Origin of the sequence: Nocardia sp. NPDC052112 (assembly GCF_040680135.1) — a bacterium.
Taxonomy (GTDB): Bacteria; Actinomycetota; Actinomycetes; order Mycobacteriales; family Mycobacteriaceae; genus Nocardia.
The window spans coordinates 109,945-132,377 of record NZ_JBFAWD010000014.1; the positions used below are offsets into that span (position 1 = coordinate 109,945).

Annotated in this window: 19 protein-coding genes; 7 read left to right on the plus strand and 12 right to left on the minus strand. The window is 64.9% G+C overall.

Translation table 11 applies throughout. The features are described 5' to 3' along the window. Positions 1-25: 25 nt before the first annotated feature. The 3 genes from AB0L58_RS25975 to AB0L58_RS25985 are packed head-to-tail and all read right to left on the minus strand — an operon-like array spanning position 26 to position 4,311. Complete coding sequence (locus AB0L58_RS25975; RefSeq protein WP_364390311.1) at positions 26-1,486, minus strand: NAD(P)/FAD-dependent oxidoreductase; 1,461 nt, start codon at positions 1,484-1,486, stop codon at positions 26-28. A gap of 5 nt (positions 1,487-1,491) precedes the next feature. Next, complete coding sequence (locus AB0L58_RS25980) at positions 1,492-2,886, minus strand: wax ester/triacylglycerol synthase family O-acyltransferase (protein WP_364390313.1); 1,395 nt, start codon at positions 2,884-2,886, stop codon at positions 1,492-1,494. 57 nt (positions 2,887-2,943) lie between these two features. Continuing rightward, on the minus strand, positions 2,944-4,311 hold the full coding sequence (locus tag AB0L58_RS25985; RefSeq protein ID WP_364390314.1) for a cytochrome P450: 1,368 nt from the start codon (positions 4,309-4,311) through the stop codon (positions 2,944-2,946). A 604-nt stretch (positions 4,312-4,915) separates the two neighbouring features. Here AB0L58_RS25985 and AB0L58_RS25990 point away from each other — a divergent pair. The 4 genes from AB0L58_RS25990 to AB0L58_RS26005 all read left to right on the plus strand — a co-directional run bounded on the left by AB0L58_RS25990 (position 4,916) and on the right by AB0L58_RS26005 (position 10,050). Beyond that, positions 4,916-5,818 carry an SGNH/GDSL hydrolase family protein gene (locus AB0L58_RS25990; protein ID WP_364390316.1) on the plus strand — a complete coding sequence of 301 codons (903 nt, stop codon included), beginning with the start codon at positions 4,916-4,918 and terminating at the stop codon, positions 5,816-5,818. A 168-nt stretch (positions 5,819-5,986) separates the two neighbouring features. Further along, positions 5,987-6,583, plus strand: coding sequence for a TetR/AcrR family transcriptional regulator (locus AB0L58_RS25995; RefSeq protein ID WP_364390317.1), 597 nt, complete (start codon positions 5,987-5,989; stop codon positions 6,581-6,583). A 96-nt stretch (positions 6,584-6,679) separates the two neighbouring features. Further along, the gene (locus AB0L58_RS26000; RefSeq protein WP_364390318.1) at positions 6,680-9,133 is read left to right on the plus strand and encodes a glycoside hydrolase family 3 C-terminal domain-containing protein; all 2,454 of its coding nucleotides are present in this window, start codon (positions 6,680-6,682) and stop codon (positions 9,131-9,133) included. Further along, positions 9,130-10,050: an alpha/beta fold hydrolase gene (locus AB0L58_RS26005; RefSeq protein ID WP_364390319.1), complete on the plus strand. Its 921-nt coding sequence runs from the start codon at positions 9,130-9,132 to the stop codon at positions 10,048-10,050. The genes AB0L58_RS26000 and AB0L58_RS26005 overlap by 4 nt, the downstream gene beginning before the upstream one ends. 1 nt (position 10,051) lies before the next feature. Here the strand turns inward: AB0L58_RS26005 and AB0L58_RS26010 are convergent, their stop codons facing one another. Further along, positions 10,052-11,044: a helix-turn-helix domain-containing protein gene (locus AB0L58_RS26010; protein WP_364390320.1), complete on the minus strand. Its 993-nt coding sequence runs from the start codon at positions 11,042-11,044 to the stop codon at positions 10,052-10,054. Positions 11,045-11,148: 104 nt separating this feature from the next. Between AB0L58_RS26010 and AB0L58_RS26015 the strand changes: the two genes are divergently transcribed. Beyond that, positions 11,149-11,568, plus strand: a complete 420-nt coding sequence (locus AB0L58_RS26015) for a nuclear transport factor 2 family protein (protein ID WP_364390321.1) — start codon at positions 11,149-11,151, stop codon at positions 11,566-11,568. A gap of 55 nt (positions 11,569-11,623) precedes the next feature. Here AB0L58_RS26015 and AB0L58_RS26020 read toward each other — a convergent pair whose 3' ends face one another. Then, positions 11,624-13,021: a lipase family protein gene (locus AB0L58_RS26020; RefSeq protein WP_364390322.1), complete on the minus strand. Its 1,398-nt coding sequence runs from the start codon at positions 13,019-13,021 to the stop codon at positions 11,624-11,626. A gap of 453 nt (positions 13,022-13,474) precedes the next feature. On the opposite strand from AB0L58_RS26020, the gene AB0L58_RS26025 reads away from it, so the two are divergent. Together AB0L58_RS26025 and AB0L58_RS26030 are read left to right on the plus strand one after the other, a co-directional pair. After that, the gene (locus tag AB0L58_RS26025; RefSeq protein WP_364390323.1) at positions 13,475-14,107 is read left to right on the plus strand and encodes a TetR/AcrR family transcriptional regulator; all 633 of its coding nucleotides are present in this window, start codon (positions 13,475-13,477) and stop codon (positions 14,105-14,107) included. A 32-nt stretch (positions 14,108-14,139) separates the two neighbouring features. Continuing rightward, positions 14,140-14,997, plus strand: a complete 858-nt coding sequence (locus AB0L58_RS26030) for an SAM-dependent methyltransferase (RefSeq protein WP_364390324.1) — start codon at positions 14,140-14,142, stop codon at positions 14,995-14,997. A gap of 1 nt (position 14,998) precedes the next feature. Here the strand turns inward: AB0L58_RS26030 and AB0L58_RS26035 are convergent, their stop codons facing one another. From AB0L58_RS26035 to AB0L58_RS26065, 7 genes are all read right to left on the minus strand, one after another. Beyond that, complete coding sequence (locus AB0L58_RS26035) at positions 14,999-15,706, minus strand: haloacid dehalogenase type II (protein ID WP_364390325.1); 708 nt, start codon at positions 15,704-15,706, stop codon at positions 14,999-15,001. Positions 15,707-15,712: 6 nt separating this feature from the next. Next, on the minus strand, positions 15,713-16,501 hold the full coding sequence (locus tag AB0L58_RS26040) for a class I SAM-dependent methyltransferase (RefSeq protein ID WP_364390327.1): 789 nt from the start codon (positions 16,499-16,501) through the stop codon (positions 15,713-15,715). A 542-nt stretch (positions 16,502-17,043) separates the two neighbouring features. After that, positions 17,044-17,535: an Rv3235 family protein gene (locus tag AB0L58_RS26045; protein ID WP_364390329.1), complete on the minus strand. Its 492-nt coding sequence runs from the start codon at positions 17,533-17,535 to the stop codon at positions 17,044-17,046. Positions 17,536-17,773: 238 nt separating this feature from the next. Further along, positions 17,774-18,970 carry an ROK family protein gene (locus AB0L58_RS26050; protein ID WP_364390330.1) on the minus strand — a complete coding sequence of 399 codons (1,197 nt, stop codon included), beginning with the start codon at positions 18,968-18,970 and terminating at the stop codon, positions 17,774-17,776. Positions 18,971-19,033: 63 nt separating this feature from the next. Beyond that, positions 19,034-20,275: an ABC transporter permease gene (locus AB0L58_RS26055; protein WP_364390331.1), complete on the minus strand. Its 1,242-nt coding sequence runs from the start codon at positions 20,273-20,275 to the stop codon at positions 19,034-19,036. Next, on the minus strand, positions 20,272-21,042 hold the full coding sequence (locus tag AB0L58_RS26060; RefSeq protein ID WP_364390333.1) for an ATP-binding cassette domain-containing protein: 771 nt from the start codon (positions 21,040-21,042) through the stop codon (positions 20,272-20,274). The genes AB0L58_RS26055 and AB0L58_RS26060 overlap by 4 nt, the downstream gene beginning before the upstream one ends. 75 nt (positions 21,043-21,117) lie before the next feature. Next, the gene (locus AB0L58_RS26065; RefSeq protein ID WP_364390335.1) at positions 21,118-22,200 is read right to left on the minus strand and encodes a substrate-binding domain-containing protein; all 1,083 of its coding nucleotides are present in this window, start codon (positions 22,198-22,200) and stop codon (positions 21,118-21,120) included. Between the last annotated feature and the right edge of the window lie 233 nt (positions 22,201-22,433).

Below are 22,433 nucleotides of genomic sequence, written 5' to 3' on the forward strand. Positions count from 1 at the left end.
GCTGCCGGCCTTACCCAACCGCGTGTCAGGGCCTTCCGGTATCCCAGTCCTGTGGGCGGATGCGACGCCGGTCGAGTCGGACGCTGAATGTTCCACCCGGCCAGGTCAGGGTGTTGGTGCCATCCTCATCGATGAAGTAGCTGGTGCATCCGCCGGTTGACCACACCCGGGTGCCGAGCAGTTTTCGTGCGCGGGTGACCCATTCGCGCTCGGCCCGTTCGGACGGGCTGTAGCGGCGAATCCCCTTGGTCCGCATATGCTCGATCGTCCTGGCGATCAGCTTCGTCGTGGGTTCGATGGCCTGGAACTGCGAGGTGTGCGGCAGCGCCGTATTCGGTCCGGTGACCGCGAACAGATTCGGCAGTCCGGCGAAGGCGATACCGCGGTAGGCACGGAAACCATCGCGCTGGAACTTCTTTCGCGTCGAGGTCGCCGCGGTGCGGAACTCCGGGAAATGCGCGATGGAATCCTGGACGTGGAATCCGGTGGCCCACACGATCGCATCGACCTCGTGCAACTCACCGTCGGCGGTGCGGATACCGGTCGCGGTGATCTCGGTGATCTTCTCCGTGCTCAGTCGCACATTCGGGCGGGTGAACGAGCGGTAGTACTCGTCGGAGACCATCGGTCGCTTACAGCCGAACGCGTAGTCGGGCGTGAGTTTGCGCCGCAACTCGGGATCGGGAACCTGTTCGGCGAGCACCTTGCGGACGACCCACTCGTAGACCGAAACCAGCCGGGGATGGAATTCGGCGAAGTGCATGGCCTCCAGAAACAGGAAGACCAATCCCCTCGCCGCCAGCCGAATCGGCGGTGCCGTGCGCAGTATCGTGCGCACGGTCCGCGGAATCGGCCGGTCCAGACGCGGAATCACCCATGCGGGGGTGCGCTGGAACGAGACGAGCTCACGCGCCGTCTTCGCGAGTGCGGGCACGATTTGCACCGCACTCGCCCCGGCGCCGACCACCGCGATGCGCTTGCCCGTCGATTCGAACGACGGGTCCCACTTGCTCGAATGCATCTGTGGCCCGGTGAAATCGGTGCGTCCCGGAATATCCGGAATTGCCTCGGCGTGCAGGGAGAAGTACCCCATGACCACGGCGCGGGCCCGGACCAGTCTGCCGTCGCTCAGCCGCAGCACCCACAGTTCGGCATCGTCGTCGAAATCCGCCTCGGCCACATCACTGTTCAGCTGCACATGCCGTCGCAGATCGAAGCTGTCGACGACCTTCTCGGTGTAGGCACGCAATTCGGGCTGGGTCGCGTACACACGGGTCCAATCCGCGTTCGGCGCAAAGGAATACGAGTACAGCACCGATGGCACATCCACCGCGCAGCCGGGATAGACGTTATCGCGCCAAGTGCCGCCGACGGCGTCGGATCGCTCGAGGACGACGAAGTTGTCATTGCCGAGACGGCGCAGGTTGACCGCCACGCCGAGCCCACTGAAGCCCGAGCCGACAATCGCCACATCGTAATTCGACATTGCAGTCATCCGGCCAGCGGCGCGTGGTCCGGCAGAAGCAGTTCGGTGAGCTCATCGAGGGCGGCATCCATGGCACCGGTCAGATACGACATCGGCGGCAGCTTGTCCTGCGCACCGAGGACACCGAAATGCAGCCCGCCCGAGTAACCGATGCAGGTGAAGTTCAGCGGGTTGCCGTGCATGAGCAGCGAGATCGGATAGATCGTCTCGAGCCGAGCGCCGTTCCAGTACAGCGGATTCCGCGGTCCAGGCACATTGGAGATGCCCATGGGATGAGAGGCGGCGGTATTCGTGAAACCGAAGCTGAGTCCGAGTATCCACGGCAGGGTGACCGCGAGCCCGTAGCCGATGACCTCGTTCGGAGCCATCTCGCCCATATGCTGTTTCGCGGCACGGATGTAGTACTTGACCGCACTCAATCGGTCGCGCGGATCGGCGATATCGGTGGCGAGCGCGGTGAACATCATCCCGGCACGGGTGCCGGCGCGAGCGTCGTCCTCCGCGCGCAGATCGGTGGGCACGCCCGCGGTCAACGACTCTTCGGGCAATGTCGCGTGTTCGGTCAGGTAATCGCGCAACGCGGTGCTCACCAGGTACAGCACGATGTCGTTGATCGTGCAGTCGCCCGCCTTCGCCAAGCGCTTGAACAGCGCCAGATCGTAGCGACGCCTGGACAGCTCGCGGGCTCCGGTAATGGTGCCATCGAGAATGGTTGCCGGTTGCTGATATGCCTTCTGTGCCATCGTCTTATCGCCGCGGGCGCGCCGGAAGGCATCACGTGCGGCGGATCCGACACCGCGCAACAAGGCCAGGACGCCGGTCAGCACAGCACGGAATGGATTCGCCTCGGCCGCAATGGCTTGCGCGGAGTCGGCCGCCGGGCGCACCGTGAACAGGTCCGGCACATCGCGAGCGGCGGCATCCTCGGTGAATGTGTCGGTGAACAGCCGCATGGCCGATGCGCCGTCGAGGAGGCTGTGGTGCACCTCGAGCAGGAGCGCGAAACGGTCCTGGGCCAGCCCCTCGATGACGTGCAATTCCCATGGCGGACGGCTCATATCGAGCTGCTTGCGGTGGATCGATGACACGAGTTCGGTCAACTGATCCTGGCTGCCCGGCTCCGGCAGCGTCCACTCCCGGATGTGCTCGCTCAGATCGATATCGTCGACCGCACGCACCAGCGCCGCGACACCCGGCGGCGGGAACTTCAGCGGGCGGAAGTTCCACGGTTGCGGCAGGCTCGCCGGTGCGTCCAACCCGGCTCGCCACTGCCGCAGGAACTGCGCCGCCCCGCCCTCGGGCGCGGTGAATTCCAGCAGGAAGGCGATATGCATGGGCATATCGGGCGATTCGAGCGACAGCCAGACGCCGTCGGTCGCGGTCAGTCGATGCAATGACATCTACATCCTTACCCTCGGGCGATCGAGCGACCCGAGTGTGCTCGGCGAATGGGGTCGTCAGGACGCGGCGGCGGTGCGCCGTCGGATCAGTTCGAGTTCGAGATCGATGGGGATGACGGCGAAGTGGAAGCGATCCTTCGGCCCCTGCGCGCCCGCGGGCAGGCGCACCTCGAAGTTGCGGCAGACCATGCCGGTCACATTCTTGATCTCCAACATCGCCAACCCGCGCCCCGGACAGAACCGCGGACCGGCCCCGAACGGTGTGGAAACCTCGGGCCGATGGGTGCCGTGCTCGGTGCGCAGCCAGCGATCCGGGTCGAAGCGCAACGCATCCTCGAAGTTCTGCTCCTGCAGGCTCGCATGCTGCACATTGACGATCACCCAGGCGCCCGCCGGGATACGCACACCATCGATCGTGGTGTCGGCGATGGCCTCGAGTCCGACGATCGGGGTCGTCGGCCGCATCCGCATCGATTCGGCGACAACGGCTTCCAGATACGGCTGTCGGTCCAGTGCCGAGGGGATTTCGGTGACCTCCTCGCGAATCCGTTCCTGCACAGCCGGATTGCCCGCCAAGTGGTAGAGCAGCCAGGCCATGGCATTGCTTGTCGTGTCCTGACCCGCGATGAGGATGGTGAGCGCCTCGGCGAACAGCTCGTCATCGGTGAAGGAGGTGCTGCCGTCCTGTGCCAACAGGAATGCCTCGATGAAATTGGTCGGCGCCGGGGGCAGATTCGCGCGGGCCCGGCTGATCACACCGTTGAGATCGGTACGCAGCGCGGCCAGCGCGCGCTCCAGCGCCCGGTCGTTCGGAAGTTTGACATAGCGCCAGTACGGGAGCGGGCTGTTGATCCGCCGGTTGATGAGCGGGAAGATCAGCTCCAGATGCCGCTGGATGATATCGCCGGACTGTTCGATGGTGTTGATGTCGTAGTCGAAGGTCAGCTTGGCGGTGGCATCCACCGTGTAACGGGTCAGATCGGCGCGAATATCCTTGGGCGACCCCTGTTCCCAGCGCCGTTGCAGCCGTCCGGTGATCGTCTCCAAGGTGGGGTGGAAGCTGCGCAGATGCGCGGCATTGAAGGCGGGCATGGCCAGCTTCCGACGCAACCGCCAAGCCTCGCCCTCCAGCGAGAACAGTCCGTTGGAACCCATCTCGTCCATGACCGATTCGATCGCCGACTGCCGCCGGAACCCACCGGGGCGGTCCCGAAAGATCTCACGGTTCAGATCGGGATCGCTCACGACGACAATGTGTCGCCCCGGCATCTTCAACTGGTAGAGCGGGCCGTACTCATCGCACCACTGGTCGAACTGACGGTGCAGCAACGAGGGCCGCATCTGCGGGAGATTCCCCAGCAACGGCCACCGGCTCGGTCCAGGGAGGTCATCCACGGTCTTGGCGAGTGCGATCGAGACGGACAAACTGGCGCCTAACGTCGAAAGGAAGCGGTGGAGTCTCGGCGGTTAAAAAAGGCGCGAGAAACTGGTCTCGAGTCACAAAGAAAGGTCCGCCGTGTTTCTTCATGAATGCGACCGATGTCGCAGAGGGTGCGGCAATAACGACAGCCTCCCCGCGGTCGAAACATTTGGCTGGACCGTACGGGACGGCCTGCCGCCAAGAATGCCGAGGCGGGCGATGACTCAGCGCGAACAATGGCGACCGTAGCCAGCGTGCGCGGGCGATGTCAACCCTCACGATCAGCACCATCCGACTTTTCGCAGGTAGCGAAAGAATAGTGAGGAACGCAACAGTACCCTACCCGGGGGCATAGATCTGAAACAGGGCCTAGTCGCTGATGATGTAGCGAAATGCGCTATCCCCCAACATCCCCCGCCGGACGGTGCGCCATCGCGCCCACTGCGGACGCAATGTTTCGACAGGAAAACCACATGTTATTCGGGATTGGCGAATCGCGGCTATACTCTGCCCGTACCGGTCGGATATCCGGGTTCGATCCGCATGCGCCAGTTATTTCCGGGACTGCGGACGAGAATTCGTCCGGTCATGGGTTCACGAGGAGACACAATGCAAGTTTTCGGCAGCTGGAACCACCTGTTCGGAAAGGTGAGACCAGCAGTCGCCACGGCCGCGATGACGCTCGCGGCCAGCGCCGCAATCACCGGGCAAGCGAGCGCCGATCCGGCGGCGGACATCCACTACGTAGCTCTCGGCGATTCCTTCGCCGCTGGCGCGGGCGTATTTCCGCAAACCGAGCTCGCCACCTGTTCGCGCTCCGCGGTCAACTACCCGGCGCTGGTCGCGAAGGAGCTCGGCGTCGCGTCCTTCAAGGACGTCACCTGCGGTGGGGCCACACTGGACGACCTGACGAGCCCGCAGCGCGGCGTCGTCTCCGGAACCGCCGCGCCACAGTTCGATGCACTCACACCGGACACCACCCTGGTGACAATGACCATGGGCGGCAACGATATCGGCCTGGCATCGCAGGCCCTACGGTGCGGAAATCTGCTGCCGGAGCCCTACGGCACGTCATGCGCGGACACCTTCACCGCGAACGGCACCGACACTTTCGCGGAACGGACCAAGGCCCTGGCACCCGGCTACGGCAACGCGATCGATGAGATCCGCTCGCGTGCCCCCGAAGCCACGATCGTGATCGTCGGGTACCCGACCGCCGCACGCGCGGGCGCCTGCCCGGAACAACAGCCCACATGGCCGCGCGATGCCGACTACCTCCAGGGCGTGCTGGTCGATCTCAATGCCCTACTGCACAATGTCGCCGCGGCACACGGCGCGATCTTCGTCGACACCGCCGCCTCCAGCATCGGACACGACATGTGTGCCACACCCGACCAGCAGTGGATCAACGGGCTGATCCCCTCGCTGTCGACGCCCTCCTTCGTTCCTCTGCACCCCAACACCTTTGGCGAAGAGAACATCGCACAGCAGGTTGTCGCCACACTGCGGTGAAACCCCGGCCATCGGGCGGGGCAATGCACCGCGCCGCCTCTCTATCACTGCTCTGATTTCTATCAACACTAGAGCTAGCATTGATAGCAAGTCGACGCGCCGAAACCGCCGCTGCCAACGGCGATTCGCTAGTCTGCGAACAATGGACGCAGCAGAAGAACGCACCGCATGAGACGGGCCCAGGGCCGGGCCGGTCACGAGGATCGACGCCGGGCAATCCTGGAGGCGGCCCTGGAGGTTTTCGCGGAACGCGGCTACCAGGGCGCGACCATCGCGATCGTCGCGGAGCGGGTCGGGTTGAGCCAGCAGGGCGTACTGCACTACTTCCCCAATAAGCAGGCACTGCTGGCGAATGTGCTCGCGTTGCGTGATCAGAACGACCTCGACGTCCTGCTTGCCACCGCACAGGGGCATGCGACAACCCTGAACTTCCTGGCCGAACTGGTGGAACGCAATGCCGAGCGGCCCGGAATAGTCCAGTCGTTCACGGTGCTCGCGGCAGAGAGCGTCACTCAGGACCATCCCGCGCGCGCCTACTTCGTCGAACGGTATGCACAGGCCAGGGAGATGCTGACGGCCCTGCTGGAGCGCGACCTCGGCGGCGATCCGCCGCGCGGCATCTCACAGCGGGATGCCGCCGTATTGCTGATCGCGGTCCTGGACGGATTACAGCAGCAGTGGTTGCTGTCACCGGATGATGTCGATATGCCCGCGCTACTGCGCAAATTCCTGCAATTGATCCGGCCGGACAGCGGCTCGAGTTGATAACGTATCGATAACATTCCCTACTGATTACTAGGTAGATCGACCATACTTCGAGGTAGCCGCCCGCGCGTCCTACGAACAAGGGAGTCGACCGATATGGCGAATCACCGAGCCGACCGCGAGGCAGTGGTCGAAAAGGCATTGGCGGCACTGGATCTGGATGCCCGCTGCCACCTGCTCGCCGGTCAGGACATGTGGTCCCTGCCCGCGATTCCGGAGATCGGACTGGCCGCCATCGTGATGTCCGACGGTCCGATCGGTGTGCGCGGCGTGCATTGGAGTCCGGAGGACCCATCGATCGCCCTGCCGAGCCCGACCGCGCTGGCCGCCACCTGGGATCCACCCCTCGCCCGGCGGGCCGGACAGCTGCTCGCGCAGGAGGCCCGGCGCAAGGGCGTGCACATGCTGCTTGCTCCGACACTGAATCTGCATCGAAGTCCGTTGGGTGGCAGGCATTTCGAGTGCTACTCCGAGGATCCGCTGCTGACCGGGGCCATCGGCGCGGCCTATGTGACCGGCGTGCAGGAGGGTGGTGTGGCCGCGACACCCAAGCATTTCGTGGCCAATGATTCCGAGACCGACCGATTCACCGTCGATGTGCGGGTATCCCGGCGGGCCCTGCACGAGCTGTATCTTGCGCCGTTCGAAACCGTGGTCGAACAGGCCGAACCGTGGGCCCTGATGGCGGCGTACAACAGCGTCAACGGCGTCACGATGACCGAGCACAATGCCTTGCAGAACGAAATCCTACGTGCTCGTTGGGGTTTCGACGGCGCGATCGTCTCGGACTGGACGGCGGCCCGCAATACCGTAGGCGCGGCTACCGGCGGAACCGATATTGCGATGCCTGGACCGCAGACCGTCTTCGGACACGCCCTCGCGGAAGCGGTTCGCGCGGGCCGGATTCCGGACGACACCGTCGCGCAGATGGCACGGCATGTGCTTCGGCTGGCCGCCAGGGTCGGCGCATTGGCCGCAGCACCACCGGAAGTCACCACGCTACCCGCGACGATCGACGGCGCTGCGCTGGCTCGCGAGATCGCCCGTCGCTCGATTGTGCTGCTGCGCAACGAGAGCGGCGCACTTCCGCTCGGCAAGATCGGCCGCATCGCGCTGATCGGCCAAACCGCCGACCAGCCGAGAGCGCTCGGCGGCGGTAGCGCCCAGGTCTTTCCGCCGCATACCGTCTCACCGCTCGAGGGCCTGCGAGCCGTGCTCGATGCGGATACCGAACTGGTCTATGCCGTCGGTGCGGATCCGCGAATCAAGATTCCCGCCGCCAAGGAGGGCTTCGAGCTGCGGGTCCAACTGTACGGCGCGGCTGACCGTCTACTCGGCGAGCATCCGCTGCCGGAGGCCACGATCGAGTGGATCGGTGAGTTCCCGGACGGTATCGCGGTCGGGGAATTGCATCGGGTCGTTGTCACCGGCACGTTCACCCCACGGGCGACGGGAACGCATACCTTCGCCATCGCGGGCATCGGGCCATTCCGGCTGACCGTGGGCAATGTGACCTGTTTCGACGACCGGATCGTGCCGCAGGGCGATCCACTGGCCGCCTTCCTGCGCCCGCCCGAGACGCTGATCCATGTCGAACTCATTGCAGAACAACGGGTTTCGGTGAGCATTACGCATACCGTTACGACGCTGCCCGAGCTGCCGATCGCCTTCGAGAAGTTCTCGCTCGGCCATCAGGAACCGAATATCGATCCCGAGGCGCTCATCGAAGCGGCGGTCGCCGCGGCGGCTTCGGCCGATGTGGCCGTGGTGGTCGTCGCCACCACCCCCGAGGTCGAGAGCGAAAGCTTCGACCGCACCACGCTGGCACTGCCCGGTCGCCAGGATGAGCTCGTCGCACGGGTCGCCGCCGCCAATCCGCGCACTGTGGTCGTGGTGAATACGGGCTCTCCCGTGCAGATGCCGTGGGCCGGGGACGTCGCGGCGATCCTGCTGACCTGGTTTCCGGGACAGGAAGGCGGCGCGGCACTGGCCGATGTGCTCATGGGTCGGGCCGAACCGACCGGACGGCTGCCCACCACGTGGCCCGCGCACCAGGACGATGCGCCGGTACTGAATGTCACCCCCGCCGACGGTACCCTCGCCTACGCGGAGGACATCTACATCGGATACCGCGCGTGGCGACGTCTTGCGACCGCACCGGCATACTGGTTCGGGCACGGAATCGGATACACCACCTGGGAATACGAGACCGCCGCATTCGCTCCCGATCCGGTGACCTTCGGTGTTCTCGGCACGCTGACCGTGCGAGTACGCAATACCGGCGATCGCCGCGGCCGCGAAACGATCCAGACATATATCGCCGCTTCATCCCAACCGGACCGGCGCCTGGCCGCCTTCGCGGTCGTCGAAGCCGATCCGGGCGAGGCGGCCGAAGTGGCGATTCCGATCCCCCGCCGAACCGCCGAATCCTGGGATACGGCAACGGAAGCCTGGGTACTGCCCACCACCGCCCACGATCTGTTGACCGGTCGATCGGTTGCCGATATCCGCGTGACGACCGCCATCCAGCTCGAAGGACCGCACGCGTGAGATTGCGCCGAATCATCCTGGGCCTCACCGCAATCGCTGTCTGGGCGGTGGCGATGCCGGTGGTCACCGCCGCGCCGGGACCGTATCCGACCGCCACCTGGGAGCAGGTACAGGACGAGGAAACGCGCTGGGCGCAACAGGGCCGGATCGAAGCGCCGACACCGCCCGGAGTCAACCGATACGACTGCGTCTCCACCGTGCCGGGCGCGGTTCCCGTTGTCCTGTTGCATGGTTTCGCGGGCGACGAGTATCGAGCCTGGGGCTTCCTCGGACCCGCCCTCGCCAATGCGGGGCTGTGCGTCTATTCGTTCTCCTATGGTGGCAGCAGTGCCATGCAGGGCGGTGGCAATGGTCCGCTCGCCGATTCGGCGGTCGAGATCAAGCGGAAACTGAGCGCGCTGACCGCCCGGCTCGGCGCCGCCGAGGTCGACCTGATCGGTCATTCCGAGGGCGGCATCATGGCGCAGTACATCGTGAAGACCGATCCGCAGGTTGCCAGTGGTGTCCGTTCGGTGACCACCATCTCCTCGCCGACGCACGGCACGCTGGGCGATCTCGCCGCGACTGTCCTCGATATCGGAAATCTCCGCGACGGACTTCCGGTACCGCCCGCGGTAAAGGATCTGCTGGCCGGATCGCCCTTCCTACAGGAGCTGAACTCCGGACCGATCACTGTTCCTGGCGTCGCCTACACCACCATCAGCAGCCGTTTCGATCCGATCTCGTCATTCGGTCAGAACCAGGCCATGCTCGCGGAGCCCGGTGTCGACAACTACGTCCTCCAAAATGTTTGTCCCGGTAGCAAAGCCGGACACAACGGCACGGTCTTCTCGCCGACCACCGCCGCACTCGTGCTCAATGCACTCGATCGTTCGACGGTGCGGCCGATTCCGTGTCAGGACGACTCGACCGGCTAGCTCACACTGTTCCGCTGCTGGCCCGGATAGCCTGTGCGCCAACCTTGTCGAGACCGCTCGAGTTGGCGGTGGCGAGGGTTGTCGGCGTCGGAAACAGGTAAGCGAGGCCGAACTTCCGCAATCCGCCTATGGGTACGCCGTAGGCGCGGACGAGATCGTCGAGAACACCGTGGTCCGACACGATGCCGCGGATGTCGTCCTCGAATGGGTCCCACGGCTGCCCCGCCAGCAGCCGCTGCACCCTGGCCACCAGATGGATCAGTCCTTCGATACGCGGCAGGTGCACCACGAGTCGCACGGCATCTGCTGTGGCCGACGATATTTCGATGACACCTGGATCGCCGTCCACGACAATCGTCCGCCGGTAGCACGTCGGTGTGGCGCTCTCGACACCGCCGATTGCGGTGCGCGCGAGCTGCGCCAATCGCCGACCGATATCCGTCCCCTCGGCCACCGGCACCCGGAGCGCGAGACCACCATCCGCGACAAGGCGATCCGCGCGGCGTCGGCGTTTGCGCAACTCGACCGGTGCGGCACGAAATATCGCGACCATCACCCGGTTGAACTGGCGCAGACTCCCGAATCCGGCGGCGAAGGCGATATCGGTGACCGACAGATCGGTATCGTCCAGTAGTCGTCGCGCGAAGTGCGCACGCCGCGAACGGGCCAGCTGATCCGGCGTCGCACCGACCTGTTCGTGGAACATCCGGCGCAGATGACGTTCCGAAACCGCGAGCCGCGCGGCGAGTTCGGCCGCATTGCCCGCGTCCAACGCACCGGCTGCGATGAGATCGATAGCCCGACAGACCAATTCGGATGCACTCGCAGGCTTTCGATCGCCCCGATAGGGCCGACAACGGTGGCATGCCCGAAATCCCGCCGCCTCAGCACCCGCGGCCGAGGTGAACGTGACGACATTTTCCGCCCGCGGCCGTCCCGGGCACGGCGGCACGCAGTAGATGCCGGTCGTGACGACGCCTTCGAACGATCGCATATCCCGAGTCTGCGCGCCGGGCCACGCACCGACCAGTCATATCCGGACACGACCCGTCCGAATGTGGCGTGCTCGGCGGCCGCCGCCCACCAAGGATTGGCCGAATGGACGCGCAGACGAACAAAGATGTGATCATTCGGGCCTGGCGCGAATTCGCGACACAGGATCCCGACCGCATTGCCGCGGTATTCACCCCGGACGCCGAATGGCTCGCACCGCCGGATAACCCCACCGCCCGTGCCATCGACGGCACCAATCACCTTGTCGGCCGTGACCGTATCGTGCGGTTCCTGACCAAGGAGTTTCCGTCGGTATTCGTTTCCGATCGCAGCGTGGAGTTCACCGCGATCATTGCCGAGGGTGCGATGGTCGTGGTCGAGGAGCGGATGCGGGCGACATTGCTGAACGGCAATCACTACGACAACGACTACTGCTTCGTCTTCGAGCTGCGCGACGGCCGGATCCACCGCGTGCGCGAGTACATGGACACCCGTCGTGCGGGGGAGATGTTCGCCGCCGACTGAGTGCCCTCGATAGTGCAACTCCGGTCCGGATCGGATGATCCGGACCGGAACCAGCTCACTTCACGCCGATCGGCTTACCGAAGAACGAGGCGAAGGTTTCACCGAAGGTCGACTTCAACAGTTCGATGCCGTTCGGATCCAATGCCAGCCAGCCGACATCGGCGGTGCGGCAACCCTGTTGCGCCGGAACACCATTGAGCCGCTCACGCAGCCACAGGAGGGCCGGCGCAGCGCCCGAAGCCTCGGTGGCGATATGCTCGGCGAAGTGTTCTCGAGTGTATTGCACACTTGCGGAATGGTTTTGGCAGTAAATGTCGACCAGCGTATTGACCTGGCCCACCGGGATGATTTCATCCGGATTGGCCTGCCAGATGTAAACCGGCATATCGGGTACCGACTTACCCATGCGGGTCTGGTCGAGCACGTCGACGACCGCCGGGTGCTGGATCGGATCGCCGGGCACGCGGAGCATGCCCTTCAGGTTCAGGAACGGCAGCAATGCGGATACGTATTGGACACAGAGCCCGCCCTGGACGGTCGACACCGCCCGGCCGAGCAGATCGATATTGCCGTCGACGAATCGGGCGAAATCCGGATACTCGCGAGTGAGACCGTTGATAGCCGCCAGGACCAGACCAGAGGTGAGCTGACTATTGGCGACATTCAGCGTCATGCCCAGATCCGCGGGCACACCGCCCTCGGCCGCGCCGACAATATTGAGCTCGGGCGCGTAGCTCCGCTTCAGCTCGGCCGCGTGGCCGGTGGCAATGGCACCACCGGAGTATCCGTAGATACCTATCCGGGTATCCGGTGCGAGCCGCATCGGCTCGAGATTGCGTGCCGCGCGGATGCCGTCGAGGGTGATCCGCCCCGCCAGCGGTCCGGCCGCATAAGCATTATTCGGTCCCTGATGATCGGGAATGACAACCGCCCAGCCCTGCTGCACCGCGCCCTGAGCGATTACCCATTCCGCGGGTGCGACGATCTGCCCGACGAATGGACCGGCCGAGAACTGTTGCAGCGCATAGGAAGGCGCGCAGTAGCCAGCCAATGAGTCCTCGGCGATCTGCATCGAGACGAGTTTGTCGGGAGCCGAGCCGCGCGGCTTCACCACCGTCGCAACCGCGGGAATCGGCTCGTCCCGACTGTTATTCGAGCGGTAGGAAACCTGCCACGCGTCGACATTCACCGGAATCAACCCGAAGTTGGCGACATTGACCTGCCGGGCCGCGATGATCTCGCCCGGCGCCTTGCTCGCCACCAGTTCGGCGGCCGGATGGTAGAAACCCGGATCCAATTCCGGCGGCAGTGGCACCGGCGCCGCGGGTTGCACCGCCACCGGTTCGTCCGGCGGCTCGGCGCCCACAACCGCCGTCGTCGTGACTAGTGCGATGGCCGTGATTCCGGCCGAGAACATAATTCGCCGGGCGCGCCCCGCCAGCGGATTGATCAACTTCCAGCCCCTTCGCAGATTGTGAGACCACTCCGTCTCACATGTGCCGACTATGACACAAACGTGATGCGCATCGCAACAACGCCGCGGCGCGGCACCGATCACGGGCAGATATCGGCCCGATTTGCCGACTCGGTATGCCGAACGGCCGCAGATGACGTAACTTTCACCGAACCGGCCGGTTGGTGCCGGACAGCTCGCTGGGGAAGCCTCGAGGAAAAATGCACGTTCTCAATGAACCGATCTCGACGGTTCTGTATTACGTCTTCTTGCTCTTCTATGGCGCACAGGATGCGCTGGGCGGGACCATCGCCCTGGACTGACCGAGCCGACCTCCCGCACCGACCAGACCGCGTGGCCGCTCGGATACCGTGGTGCTGTGACCGAGCGCAGCGAGGGAACCACAGGCACAGCCCCTCGGACAGCGGAGCCGAGCGCTGGCGAGGCGGAGCTGTGACCATTGTGGACAGGCAGTACGGCGGCCGCGCGGTCAGCGAGCGGAAGGCCGAGCGACGGCAGCGATTCCTGGACGCCGCTATCCGGACATTCGCCGAGCGCGGCTATGCGAACTGCGCGCTGGCCGATGTGTGTACCGCGGCCGGATTGTCCAAGCGACAGTTCTACGAGGAGTTCCAGACCAGGGAGGACGTGCTCATCGCGTCCTACGACTACATCCAGGACCAGTCCGCCGCGGTCGTCGGGCAGGCCGTCGCGACGCTGGGTCCCGGCACGGATATCGCGGCCGGGCTCACGGCGGTGCTGACGGCGTTCATCGGTTCGCTCAGCTCCGATCCGTACCGGGCGAAGGTCGCCTTCGTCGAGGTGGTTGGGGTCAGCGAGCGCATGGAACAGCACCGCCGCGAGCGCCGCCACGCATGGGCGGCGGTAATCGAGGCGCTGCTCATCTCGATCGCGGGTCCGGAAATTCGCGTCCGCGGCGGAATCACCTGGGCGGCAAGCGCACTCATCGGCGCGGTCAATGGTGTCGCGCACGAATGGATTCTGGCCGACCCACGCCCGCCGATCACCCAACTGGTCGAGGTGCTCGCCCCCATTGCCACCTCGCTGATCATCACCGAGGAATAGCGCGACGGGCAGCGCCCGCGTAGGTTCGGCATATGCAACTCGGTCAGCCAAGTCGCACGGCCCTCGCCACCGCCTACGCTCGCGCCTACCATCAGATCGCGAGCGAACCGCGCATCTTCACCGATCCGCTGGCCGTTCGCATCGCAGGCATCACCCCCGAGCAACTGGCCGATCTGGAAACGTCGACGAGCCAGGAAGACGACACCGATATGCGCCGCCGGCGTCGGCTGTTCCTGGCCGCCCGCGCGCGCTTCGCCGAGGACACCGTTGCCGATGCGGTGGCGGCGGGCAGCCGCCAGGTGGTGATTCTCGGTGCCGGACTGGATACCTTCGCCTACCGCAACCCACATCCCGAGGTGCGAGTTTTCGAGGTGGATCATCCCGATACCCAGGAGTGGAAACGGCAGCGGCTCGATGCCGCCGACATCGCACTCCCGGCAGCACTCACCTTCGCTCCGGTCGACTTCGAAAGCCAGACGCTCGCAGCAGGATTGGCCGCCGCAGGGTTCGATCGGAGTCGACCGGCCGTGTTCATCTGGCTCGGTGTCGTCATGTACCTGACTCGGGACACGATTCTGGATACCCTCCGGTTCGTGGCGGGCCAGACGCCACCGGTGCGATTGGTGTTCGACTATCTCTATCCCGCTTCGGCCGCCCTGCCCGGGGAAGTGGATCAGCGCACCGCGCGAGCCGATCGGGTGGCCGCCATCGGTGAACCCTGGCTGAGCTTCTTCACGGCCGACGAGATCGCAAATGTGCTGCGGGAGACGGGATTCAGCCAAGTCGACGATCGCGACGCACCGAACCTCATCGCCGGTTACCTCGGAATCACGCCGCGACCGGTCGCTACCGTTCCGCCACATGTGCTGTGCGCCATCCGAACCGCGTAGGTCAGCAGCCGAGTTGGTCCGCGAGATCGAGGAAATCGGTGGCATTGATGTCGAAGTCGTCGTCGAAGGAGACATCCACGTCACCATCTACACCGAACTCGAGCGGTCGGGCGACGAACGCCGTCCGGAAACCCAGTGCGCCCGCGGCCTGAATATCGTATTTGTGGCTCGCGACCATCATGATCTCGGCGGGCGCCAGCCCGAGATACCGAGCGGCCATGCGATACACGGTGGGGTCGGGCTTGAACGCGCCCGCCATTTCCGCGGTGAACACCGCATCCCACGGCAATGCGGCGTGTTTCGAAATATTCACCACGGCGGCGACATCTGCATTCGACAAGGTCGCGATCGTGAATTTGCTTGCGAGCCTGGCCAATCCGGCGACGACATCGGGCCAGGGCTCGAGGCGTTGCCACGCGAGGGTGAGATCGGCACGTTCATCAGGCGATAGGTCGATGCCATAATCCCCCAAGAGACCATCCAGTGCGTCGGCGTAGACCGAATGCACGGTGACCCAGTTGTCGCGGTCGGGCTCAGCCTTACGCAGGGTGGCGAAGTATTCGGCGCGCCAGTGGTCTACGAAACCGGGCCAATCGATGTGGCGATATCGGGTGCCACCGATGCGTCGCGCTTCCGCGCAGACGGTCGAATGAAAATCCGTCGCCGTACCCTGCACATCGAAAAGTAAGGCTCGCAACACAATTCGCACCCTTTCCTACGGCCGCCGCCGGACAAGCAGATAGCTGCGCCGACTCGGATGTTCGATATCCGGATGCGGTGCGCGGTCCAGGCGGGCGACGGGGACCAAACCGGCCGTGGCCAGCGCTTCGGATTCCGCCGACGGGTCCAGGTACCGGAAAGTGAGGTCGACCTGGTGGCCCCACCAGTCGGTGAGCGTCTTGGCCGCACCCACCGGAAAGTCCGTGTCGCTCGTGTGAAATGCGATAAGCGCATGACCCCCCGGACGTAACACCCGCGCGAACTCCGCATAGGCCGCGGCACGCTGCTGCCGATCCAAATGGATGACCGCATACAGACAAACCAACCCGACCAGCGATTGCGCCCGCACCGGCAGCGCGGTCATATCGGCCGCGCCGACCGCCACCGAAGTACGCGCAACCCCACACATCGCAGGCGAAAGATCCATCCCGATCATCCGCACCCCCCGAGCCGCCAGATAAGCAGCGACATGCCCTGGTCCACAACCGACATCCGCGACCACACCCCCACCCGCGAGTTCGGCGAACACCTCCAACAGCCCCCGATCCAACGGCTTACCCCGCAACTCATCCCCGAGCTCATCGGCATACCGGTCCGCCACCCGGTCATAACTGTGTCGCGTGCCGATCATCCAGCCAGCGTAGTTCGGCCCCGCACCCCGCGCCCGCCATGGCATGGTCGCCCCGGACATCGAGAGCTCGCCGAACCGGAGGTGCAATCCCGGAATCGGTGCGGCACCGCCCTCCGCGACCGAGGCATCGGACGCGCGGGCAGCGCTCGACATGCTCCCCGGCACCGAACGCGATGAGGTCGAGTACGAACTACACCGAACCGACTGGGCGGAGCCGGAATCATCGGAAGTTGCAACCCAGTCGGCCCGCTGCAGACTGAACGCCCAACGCCAGTCCGTGGGCTACGCCGTGGAGCAGTATGGCCCGCCAGCCCAGCACCGGCGTGCCGAGTTCGCGTTCCGATATGACGCGGTGGGTTGCGAGATGTGCAAGCGAACCGCGGCAGATCGGCGTCATCGAAACCACCACGTGATCGCCACGGACGCAAGCGCGCAGCACGCCAGACACGGAGCGGACTCGAGGTCCGCACCGTGGCAACCACACGTCGGACGGACGCATCACCTCCGGGAGAGAACGGGCCCGTCAGTCACGCCAACCAGCCCCCAACAGCACGGCCGGCCACAATGCGAACCGAAGTCCGCACCGTGGCAACTACTGGCCACACTCTCGGATCGAGCAAACGTGGTAGATCCCCAGGCATCGGCGCACTGCGATAGCACCGAAGCGGACTGAAGGCCACCAGCTATCCGCGGATTCACCGCACCCGGAAGACAGTCAATCGCCAATCCGTCGTACGGGTCCGGGCGATGCGGGCGGCGATGGCGAAGTGTTGGCGGCCGCGGTCGTAGCTGGCGAAGACTTCCGCCGTCGAGGCGTCGACCATCACGAGGCTCGCGCGGTAGAGCACGGCGACGCCGAGGGCCCGCCCGGGTGCGAGGTCGGCTCGGACTATGGTCCGCACTGCGGCGACCACCGCGGGCGTGGCCATCGCGGCGAGTTGGGCGACGGGGCGGCGGTGGTCGAGTATCTCGAGTGCCAGCCGCAGCGCACGCTCGACGAATTGCTGTGCCGTCGAATCCAATTCGACGACCGGCGCCAGCGCGCCATGTCCGGCACCGAGCGCTAGCCGCACCCCTGGCGGGCCGGAACGTCCGGTCTGATCATGCCGCGGTATCGGCGTGCGGCACGGCGACGCCCGCGGCGGATCCTCGAATTCCGCACCGCTACCCGCCGGACGATACGGCAACAACGGCGGCTCGGTCCTCGGCGCATACGAAAACCCCGACCGATGTCTCTCCACGCAACACCCCCACTGAATCCGACCAACTCCCCCGAGCTCCGACCACGCCAGCATCCCACGAAAATCCCCCCCACGTAAACCACCCAAGCGACCACTCCACCGCCGCGCGTATCAAGATCAGGTGGCACTGGTGGCGGCGGCTTCTCGGGCGATGCCTGCACAGATTCCACCTGATCTTGATACGTCAGGCGGTGGAGATGCGGGCGAGGGTTTGGAGGGGGTCGGTGAGGACGTCGGCGAAGGCGAGTTCGGCGGCACCGACGAGGGGGGCGTCGTCAGCGAGGGCGGAGGTGCGTAGGCGGACCCCTTCGCGCACGGCGAGCAGGCCGTTCACCGCGAGCCTGCTGCGGACCTGCGCGGCGGAGGCGAGGTAGATCTCACGCAGGACGCCACCGAATACGACCATCGTCGGATTGAAGATATTGACCAGGTTCGCGACACCGTATCCGAGCCAATCTCCGACCTGGTGCAACGCATCTCGGGCGGTGGCGTCACCGCGCGCGGCGGCATCCACGATCGCCTCCACCGCCGCGCGCCCGGTGAGATCCGCGCGCCCGGCAGCCGCGATCAATGCGAGTTCGCCCGCCTCGGCCTCCAGGCAGCCATACGATCCGCACGTGCAGGCCCGCCCACCCGGATTGACGATCATGTGCCCGACCTCACCGCCATAGCCGCCCGCACCGCCGAGCAGCTTGCCGCCCATGATGATTCCGCCGCCGATACCGACCTCGCCGTGCAGATAGATCATGTCCGCGACACCGATGCCGACGCCACGCTCCCGTTCGGCGAGCGCACCGAGGTTGGCATTGTTACCGACCGCGACGCGCAAACCGAGACGTTCCGAAAGCCGCGCCCCGACCGGCACATCGACCCACCCGATATTCGGTCCGTACCGAACGACGCCATCCTCTTCGCGTACCATCCCGCAGAACGCGACTCCCACACCCACGCATACGGTCTCGGGTCCCGACTCGCGAATCATGGTCTCCGCGAGGGTCGCCAGCGCACCGATCACATCATTCGGATCGAAGGTGCCACTGGGGCGGGGCGTCTCCCGCCGATCGAGAATCACTCCGCCCAAGCCGACCCTGGCCACCGCGAGCCGGTCCGCCCCGACATCCAGCGCCAAACCGTACACCCGCTCCGATTCCGGCCGCACCACCAGTGACGGGCGCCCCGCCTTCCCCGTCTGCCCCGGCAGCTCCTCGCTGACCAGGCCGGCCGCGGCGAGGTCGGCGGTCAGCGCCAGAATGGTGCTGCGATTGAGCCCCATCCGCTCGGCGAGCACCGCCCGCGACATGGGCCCGCTCGAGTGGACATGCCGCAGCAGCACGGCAAGGTTCTGCCGCCGGATCTCGTCCGGAGAAGGTGCAGCTCTCATTCGGGCGAACCTCCTCCCGGTCGCTGGCGACCTTTGTCAGGTCGCTCGAAAATGGTCAGCCGGTCAACTTCCTGGCAACGCACGCTTGCGCGACAGCGCGTCCACTCCCGCTGCCAACAGCAGCACGAATCCTGTCACAACGAATTTGGTGCCCGCGCTGTAGCCCATCAGGCCCATTCCGTTATTGATCACCGCGACCACCGCGGCACCGAGCACGGCGTCGAGCATTCGACCGCGCCCGCCGAACAAACTCGTACCGCCGATCACGGCCGCTCCGACAGCGGTCAGCAACACATCACTGCCGCCGGTGTTCGGATCGACGGAATTGGCCCGCGATGCCGCGATCAGCCCACCCACCGCGGCCATTGTCGAACACAGCACAAAGGCACTGATTCTGATCCGATCGACCGGAATGCCGGCGCGCCGCGCCGCTTCGGCACTACCGCCGACCGCGTAGATATGTCTGCCGAACGAGGTGCGGTTGAGCACGAACGTCCATAGCAGGAGCAGCACGACGATCAGTGGCACCACGATCGGCATGCCCTTGAGCGAGTTGATCGCCGGGTTGCGGCTGCGTTCGTCATTCAGGATCAGCACTGCCGCGCCCGCCACCACGGCCACCGCCGCGATCCGCAATGCGATCACCGGCGCGGTCTCACCGGTGAGCCCGAGTTTGGTGCGCGCCCGTAGTTTTCGGTATTGGATCACCGCGAATCCCGCCAGCAGCACCACGTACATGACCCAGCCGAGCCATGGCGGCACGTTCTTATTGGCAATCGCGACGATCGTCTCATCGTGGATCGAGATATTGCGCCCGTTGTCCATGATCTTCAGCGCGACACCCTGCAAAGCCAGGAACGCCGCCAATGTCACTACGAACGACGGGATTCCGATCTTCACCACGATCGTGCCGATGGTGAGTCCGATCGCGACGCCGGTGAGCAGCGAGACGAGAACCGCCGCATACCAGGGCCATCCCTTATCGGTGAGCAATACCGCGAGCACCGCCGCACACACACCGCTCGCGAATCCGGCCGACAGATCGATCTCGCCGAGCAACAGCACGAAAATCAGCCCCATGGCGATCACCGCGATGGCCGCGCCCTGGGTGAACAGATTCGCGAAATTGCCCTGTGTCATGAAAACCGGTCGGGCGATCCAGAACACGACCGACAGCACCGCCAGCGCGATAATCGACGGCAGCGCACCCATATTCCCGCTGCGCACCCGCCCGACATACGTATTGACCAGCTCGGTCACCGGCGAGGATGTGGCCTCGAATTTATCCGTAACCACGGCGCTCATACACTTGCTCCATTCCCGAGGCCGAGACTTCCGCTGCGACCGGCGGTGATCAATTCGACAACCTGCGCGTGCGTCACGTCGGCGGTGCGTACCTGGGCCGCCATCCGGCCGAGATACAACGCGGCGATCCGATCCGAAACCGCGAAGACGTCGTTCATATTGTGCGAGATCAGCACCACCGCGAGGCCTTTGTCGGCAAGTCGGCGAACCAACTCGAGCACCTGCTGAGTCTGCGCGACACCAAGCGCGGCCGTCGGCTCGTCCAGAATCACCACCTTGCTGTTCCACAGCACGGCTTTCGCGATCGCGACCGTCTGGCGCTGACCGCCGGACAGACTCGCCACCTGCTGTCGCACCGACTTCACCGTCCGAACCGATAATCCCGCCAGGGTCTTTCCGGCCAGTTCCTCCATCCCGTACTCGTCGAGGACCAAACCGTGCTTTTTCTCCCGGCCGAGGAACATATTCTGCACGATGTCGAGGTTGTCGCAGAGCGCGAGATCCTGGTACACGATCTCGATGCCGAGATCGCCGGCGTCGCGCGGGTTGTGCACATGCACCGGCCTGCCCTCGAACAGGAATTCCCCCGAATCGATCGGATGGGTGCCGCCGATGCATTTGACGAGGGTGGACTTGCCCGCGCCGTTATCGCCGACCAGCGCCGTCACCTCACCCGAGTACGCCGAGAACGCGACCTCGTGCAAGACATGGACGGGACCGAAACTCTTTTCTATCCCGCGTAATTCGATGACCGGGGTATCCGGCATGGGTGTAGCTCCTCAGGTTGGGGCGCCCCTTCCGCGGTCCCCTCATCGAATCGCGGAAGGGGCGTGGTAACACGATCAGCGGACCCCGTTATCCGCGCAGAGCTTGGCGAATTCGCCGGTGCACAGCTCGGCCTTGGTGACATAGCCGTCCGCGACGACATCGTTCACGTTGTCCTTGAAAATCGCCTTCGGTTCCAACAGCACCGCAGGCACTTTCGCATTCGCCTCGGGGTCGTCGACGGTGCTGGTCGCCTCGCCCTTCTCACCCCGCGCGAGCGCGATCGCCAACTTCGCGCCCGCATCGGCCTCCAATTTGATGGCCTTGTAGACGGTCATGCACTGATCGCCCGCGAGCACGTTCTGCAGTCCTTGGACCGTGGCATCCTGGCCGGTCACCGGGATCTGGCCGTTCAGCTTCTGCTTCTTCAGCACCGCGATCGCGGCATTGCCGAGTCCGTCGTTTGCCGCGACCACACCGCCGAGATTCGGTGCGCCGGTGAGCATTTGCTCGAATATGGTGCCCGCCTTGGTGTTATCCCACTCCGGCACCGCCTGATCCGGCCCCTTCACATACTCGCCGGCATCGAACTTCGGCTTCAGCACGCTGTCGTAACCGTTCTTGAACAGCGTCGCGTTATTGTCGGTGGGTCCGCCATTGAGGTAGGCGACGATCGGATTGACCGCCTTCTTATCGGTGAGACACTTGGCCAGCCCGTCCCCCATCAACTTGCCGACCTTCACATTGTCGAACGACACATAGAACGGCGCCCCACCGCCGAGAGTCAGTCTGTCGTAATCGATTACGGTCACACCCTGCGACTTCGCCTTCTGAATCACGGCCTTGCCGGTACCGCTGTCGAGGTTGGTGATCATCAGCACCGAGGCGCCATTGGTGATCATCTGGTCCGCGATGGTCTGAAAGGCGTTCTTATCGCCCTGCGCGTTCTGGATATCCGCCTTGATCCCCGCCGCGTCGAACGCCGCCTGCAGATACTTCCGATCCGCGGTCTCCCAGCGTGCGGATGTCTTGCTGTCCGGCAGGATCACACCGATCTTGGCGCCCCCACCACCGGAGTCCTTGTTGTCGTCCCCGCAGGCAGTGAGCGAGGTGAGAAGCGCAACCGATACGGCCGCAATGCCGAGGATCCCCTTACGCATGAGGGCGAGCCTTTCGTCGAACTACCGCCCGACCAGGCCGGGCAGTGAATGTTGTTTGATGCAACATATTCCACTGTGACCCGAAGCACAGCCGTTTCGCAAAGATATTTGTTGTTTGCCATAACAATCCGGCCACAGCCGGTGGCGCGGGGATCCACGACCTGCGGGGACGACTGATCGATGGCCCACACATCGCCGCACCGAGTAGCGTTATCCCATCCGCCGTCGACGCG